The 4,598-nt window shown below is 61.7% G+C and carries 5 protein-coding genes; 4 read left to right on the top strand and 1 reads right to left on the bottom strand.

The genetic code is table 11. From position 1 onward, the window contains the following. On the top strand, positions 1-473 hold a 473-nt coding region (locus tag ACUTJJ_RS24750), incomplete at its 5' end, for an MBL fold metallo-hydrolase (protein ID WP_445543749.1). Between the two features lie 269 nt (positions 474-742). Here the strand turns inward: ACUTJJ_RS24750 and ACUTJJ_RS24745 are convergent. Next, positions 743-1,663: a DUF1499 domain-containing protein gene (locus ACUTJJ_RS24745; protein ID WP_063950820.1), complete on the bottom strand. Its 921-nt coding sequence runs from the start codon at positions 1,661-1,663 to the stop codon at positions 743-745. Positions 1,664-2,127: 464 nt separating this feature from the next. On the opposite strand from ACUTJJ_RS24745, the gene ACUTJJ_RS24740 reads away from it, so the two are divergent. The 3 genes from ACUTJJ_RS24740 (at position 2,128) to ACUTJJ_RS24730 (ending at position 4,445) form a co-directional block, all read left to right on the top strand. Next, a complete protein-coding gene (locus ACUTJJ_RS24740; RefSeq protein ID WP_445543748.1) occupies positions 2,128-3,492 on the top strand; it encodes a dicarboxylate/amino acid:cation symporter in 1,365 nt (454 codons plus the stop codon). 146 nt (positions 3,493-3,638) lie between these two features. Then, on the top strand, positions 3,639-4,037 hold the full coding sequence (locus tag ACUTJJ_RS24735; protein ID WP_296064936.1) for a hypothetical protein: 399 nt from the start codon (positions 3,639-3,641) through the stop codon (positions 4,035-4,037). A 135-nt stretch (positions 4,038-4,172) separates the two neighbouring features. Beyond that, complete coding sequence (locus ACUTJJ_RS24730; RefSeq protein ID WP_006310254.1) at positions 4,173-4,445, top strand: hypothetical protein; 273 nt, start codon at positions 4,173-4,175, stop codon at positions 4,443-4,445. Positions 4,446-4,598 lie beyond the last annotated feature (153 nt).

Raw genomic sequence — 4,598 nt, 5'->3', positions numbered from 1 at the left:
GCTGGACATTGACGGCGCTGCATACGCCGGGCCACACCGCCAACCACGCTGCCTTTGCGCTGGAGGGCAACGGCATCGTCTTTTCGGCCGATCACGTCATGGCCTGGGCCACCACCATCGTCGCCCCGCCGGATGGGGCGATGAGCGACTACATGGCTTCACTGGAGCGGCTGCTGACCCGCGACGACCGGTTGTTCCTGCCCGGCCATGGCGGCCCGGTCACCGATCCCGCCGCCTTCATGCGCGGCTTGCGCGCCCACCGCCGCATGCGGGAAAAGGCGGTGTTGAAACGTATCCGGGACGGCGACCGGCTGATCGCCGACATGGTGAAGGTGATCTATGCCAGCACCGACAAGCGTCTGCATGGCGCGGCCGCACTTTCCGTGCTGGCGCATATCGAGGATCTGATCGAAAAGGCCGAAGTGCGGACGGATGGCGCGCCTTCGCTGCTGGGCGAGTATTTTCCGGCGTGACCGGGTTTTAAGGCGCGAATTCTCAAGAGGCTTTCGCCGATTACGCCCTGTTCGATAGGGAACCAGCGGATGCCACCTGTTTCTTCTCCCCGCCGGGGAGAAGTCCGCGGCAGCGGGATGAGGGGGCGCGGGTAGAGATATACCGAGAGCTAGCCCCCTCATCCGGCCCTTCGGGCCACCTTCTCCCCCTCGGGGAGAAGAAACTCGCGGCGATGCAGAGCCCAAATCTTGCCGAAGCTTAGCGCCAGCCAAGCCTTCGGCGTCTGGCCTCAATTGTCGTTCAGACCCTGCATTTCCGCATCCAGCGCATCGAGATAGGCTTCGGCAATCGCGGCGCCCATGCCAAGATCATGCGGGCCGTAGCGGGAGGCGACGCGGATGTCGACGATGGTGGTCTCGGCTTCTTCCCTGAGGCGGATGAGGATATCGAAACGCAGGCCCCAGATGCGGGTGCGGGTTTCGCCCTGCATCAGCACCACCCCGCTGCCGTTAAAGAAAGTCGGCTGCGGTGCTTCTGCCGGGCGGGCCATGGGTACGGGGACAACAGACGGCAGGTCCTCGACAGGCGCATCCTCCGCCGGCTGCGTCCGATCCTGCGGCGGCACGCCGACAGAGGGTGCATCTTCCGCTCCGATCACGCCCCTCGTATGGGTAATGTGGATGGACTGGGCGGCAGCCATCTTTTTGGCGGCGGCATAGATGCGGTCGATCGCGCCTTCATAGCGGCGGCCGGCGAGGCTGGCATAGGCCTCCATCTGCGCGTCGCGATCAGCCTTGGTGATGACGGCGGGCCGCACCAGCCATTGCTGGTTGGCGGCTGGCGTCACGAGCCACTCCGGCACGTCGCTGAGATCGGTGGAAATGTCGTAAATCTTCGGTTGCTGCCAGTAGAGAAAGGCGCCGTAGCCAACCACACCCAGCGGCAGGCCCGACAGAAGCAGCGCCGCCAGCGCCGAAAGGCCGCCGCGTGCGCCCTTGGTCCATAAGCGCTCCAGGCCTATCAGCGCCAGAACGACCGCCGCGAGCGCGATGCCCGCCGCAATGATGAGCAGGCCGACAAAATCGGGCGTCGTCAGAGGGCCGAACCGGTGGACGCCCGCCGCAATCAAAAACAGCACCAGCGCCGCAAGGCCCAGATAACGGGAAAGATAGGCGGCAATCGAAAATGGCCGGACGAAACGCACAGTCATGAAAGCGGATATCCGTTAGATCGCATTGGCTAAAGAGCGTTGCACCCGAATTATCGGCAGGGAATCACCTGCATATGATGTCATAGACCGGATTGGCGCCAAGGAAAACAAAGGAGAAGGCAATAGACCCGTCAACCGCGCGACGTTCTCCTTCGTGGCGAAGCTGATCTGGCCTCCAACCGAGACCCGTCCACACCGCCGGGACGTGGTTTTTGGAAGCACTGAATCGCTGCCAGGGCGCTGCCATAGGATAGCGTTTGAGCGCCTGGCCGCGAAGACGCCGAAAGGGTGGAATATTTTTCCGTATCTAAATCGCTCCAGAGAATGATCCCCCGGTAATGCAACAAATACGCATGTTCATTCCTTAATTGCTGAGGAAATCGGCGTATTCTCGGCCACTCCCCTCGAGAATGCGTATGAAAAATGCACTATTCTCGTTTTCTTGCATAAAAAAGAGACAGGCCATGCCACAGGCAACGACACCTATCCGCTCATCCGGATCTAAACCCTTTTATCGCAATTTCGGCTTCCAGGTCCTGATCGCCATGGTTATCGGCCTTCTGCTGGGCCTTGTTGCCCGCAACATTGGGCCGGATGCCGCGGGCAATCCCAACTGGCTTTCGGTGACGCTGCAGACCATTGGCACGATTTTCGTGCAGCTCCTGCGTGCGCTCGTGCCGCCGCTCATCTTCACGGCCATCGTTGCCTCCATCGCCAATCTCAAGAACCTCTCCAATGCGGCAAAACTCGTCTGGCAGACCCTGTTGTGGTTCGCCATCACCGCCCTGATAGCGGTTGTCATCGGCATCGTGCTCGGCCTCGTCATCCAGCCGGGCGTCAACACCGCCATTGCCAATACGGCAGCGGCAGCGCCCTCCTCCACCGGCTCGTGGCTGGACTTTCTGAAGGGTCTTGTGCCCGTTAACGTGTTCGGGCTTGAAGCCTCGACCAAGATAAACAATGGCGCTGGCAGCACCTCGCTGAACTTCAACGTCCTGCAGCTGCTCGTGGTGTCGATTGCCTTTGGCGTCGCGGCGCTGAAAGCCGGCAAGGCGGCGGAGCCGTTCCTCGCCTTCAACCAGTCGCTGCTTGCCATTGTGCGGAAAATCCTGTGGTGGGTCATCCGCCTTACCCCCCTCGGCACCATCGGTCTGCTTGGGCGCGCGGTCGACCAATATGGATGGACGACGCTGTCGCAGCTCGGCTGGTATGCGGCCGCCGTTTATATCGGTCTGGCGCTGGTGCTCTTCGTCGTTTATCCGGCGCTGCTTCTCGCCCATGGGCTGAAGCCTTCGCGGTTCTTTGCGGGCGCATGGCCGGCCATCCAGCTGGCCTTCGTGTCGCGCTCCTCGATCGGCACGCTGCCCGTCACCGAAACCGTAACGGAAAAGAGCCTCGGCGTTCCGCGCGAATATGCCGTCTTCTCGGTGCCGCTCGGTGCGACCACCAAGATGGACGGGTGCGCGGCGATCTATCCGGCGATTTCGGCGATCTTCATCGCGCAGTTCTTCCAGGTGCCCCTCGGCATTCAGGACTATGTGCTGATCGTTTTCGTTTCCGTGCTCGGCTCCGCCGCAACGGCGGGCCTGACGGGTGCCGTGGTGATGCTGACGCTGACGCTGTCCACGCTCGGCCTGCCGCTCGAAGGCGTGGGCCTGCTGCTTGCCATCGACCCGATCCTCGACATGGGCCGCACGGCGGTCAATGTCGCCGGACAGGCGCTGGTGCCGACCATCGTCGCCAAGCGCGAGGGTATTCTCGATGAGGCCGTTTACAACAATGCGAAGGATATCGACGCGCTCGATGACCGTGAGGCAGTGACGGCCTGATCGCGATAATCGCGGGGCGTTTCCGGTGAAAGGAGACGCCCTGTGTGCCACTTCCGTTTTTCCACGAAAGTTTGGGGTTGACGGAAATGGCTTGATCGATAGCCATAACGACACGGACAACAACGCAACTTCAGCGGACCCTGTGCATGTCGAAACGTAACTGGATTTATGTCGGCCTGCTCGCCTTCCTGTCCCTTGGCCTTCTCATCGACGCCGCCATCTGGCCCGCCGGACCTCCAAGCTCCTTTACCGCGAATGATCTGATCCAGATGGTCGGCATCATCACGCTGTTTGCCTGGTGGCAGATAGAAGATGCCAAAAAGCGGGATATCCGACGCAGTTCCGCCGCCAAGGTCACGACCATTCTGCTAGCCCCTGTCGGCCTTGCCATCTATCTTTATCAGACCCGCCGCTGGACGCGGGCCACGCTCGGCCTCATCGCCTTCATGGGCGGCATCCTTCTCGCCGCCATCCTCACGCTGCTGTTGAGCGACTGGCTCATTCTGCAGGGCATTTTCCCGCCCTCCTCCTTGTCCGGCTCTTAACCGGCTGAAGGCCCGTCCTGCGGTGGTAGATTGATGCAACTTTCCACCCCGATGCGGCTTTTCCCCAAATGCAAACAGGCGTATCAATCACGGCAATAAAAGTGCCGTACGGCTGTCATATCAGGGAGAAACAAGATGCGTGTTTCCATCGTTCTCGGTTCGCTTGCAGCGCTTGTGGCGCTCACCGCCTGCCAGACGCTGACGCCGGAAGAGCGGCGCGCGAGGGATGAGGCGACATGCCGGGGGTATGGTTTCCGCCCCGGCACGGACCCGATGGCCGGTTGCCTTCTCGATCTTGAAATGGACCGCCGCGCCGACAACCGTGCCTGGCAGGCGCAGATGAACCGCGACATGTTCTACCGGCCGGTCGTTGTCGAGCGTCAGATCATCGTCCGACAGAACCCCTGACCGGAATGAAAGCAACGTTGCTTGCCACCTGCCCCTCCTTCGCCTGCGCCGCAAGCGTTGCCTGCGCGGCGGCCAGACGGGCAATCGGCACGCGGAAGGGCGAGCAGGACACGTAATCGAGATCCGCATCCTCGCAGAAATGGATCGAGGCCG

The sequence above is a fragment of the Agrobacterium sp. DKPNP3 genome (assembly GCF_052686535.1).
Note: the sequence above shows the minus strand (reverse complement) of the source record. Positions and strands in the feature narration are given on the sequence as shown.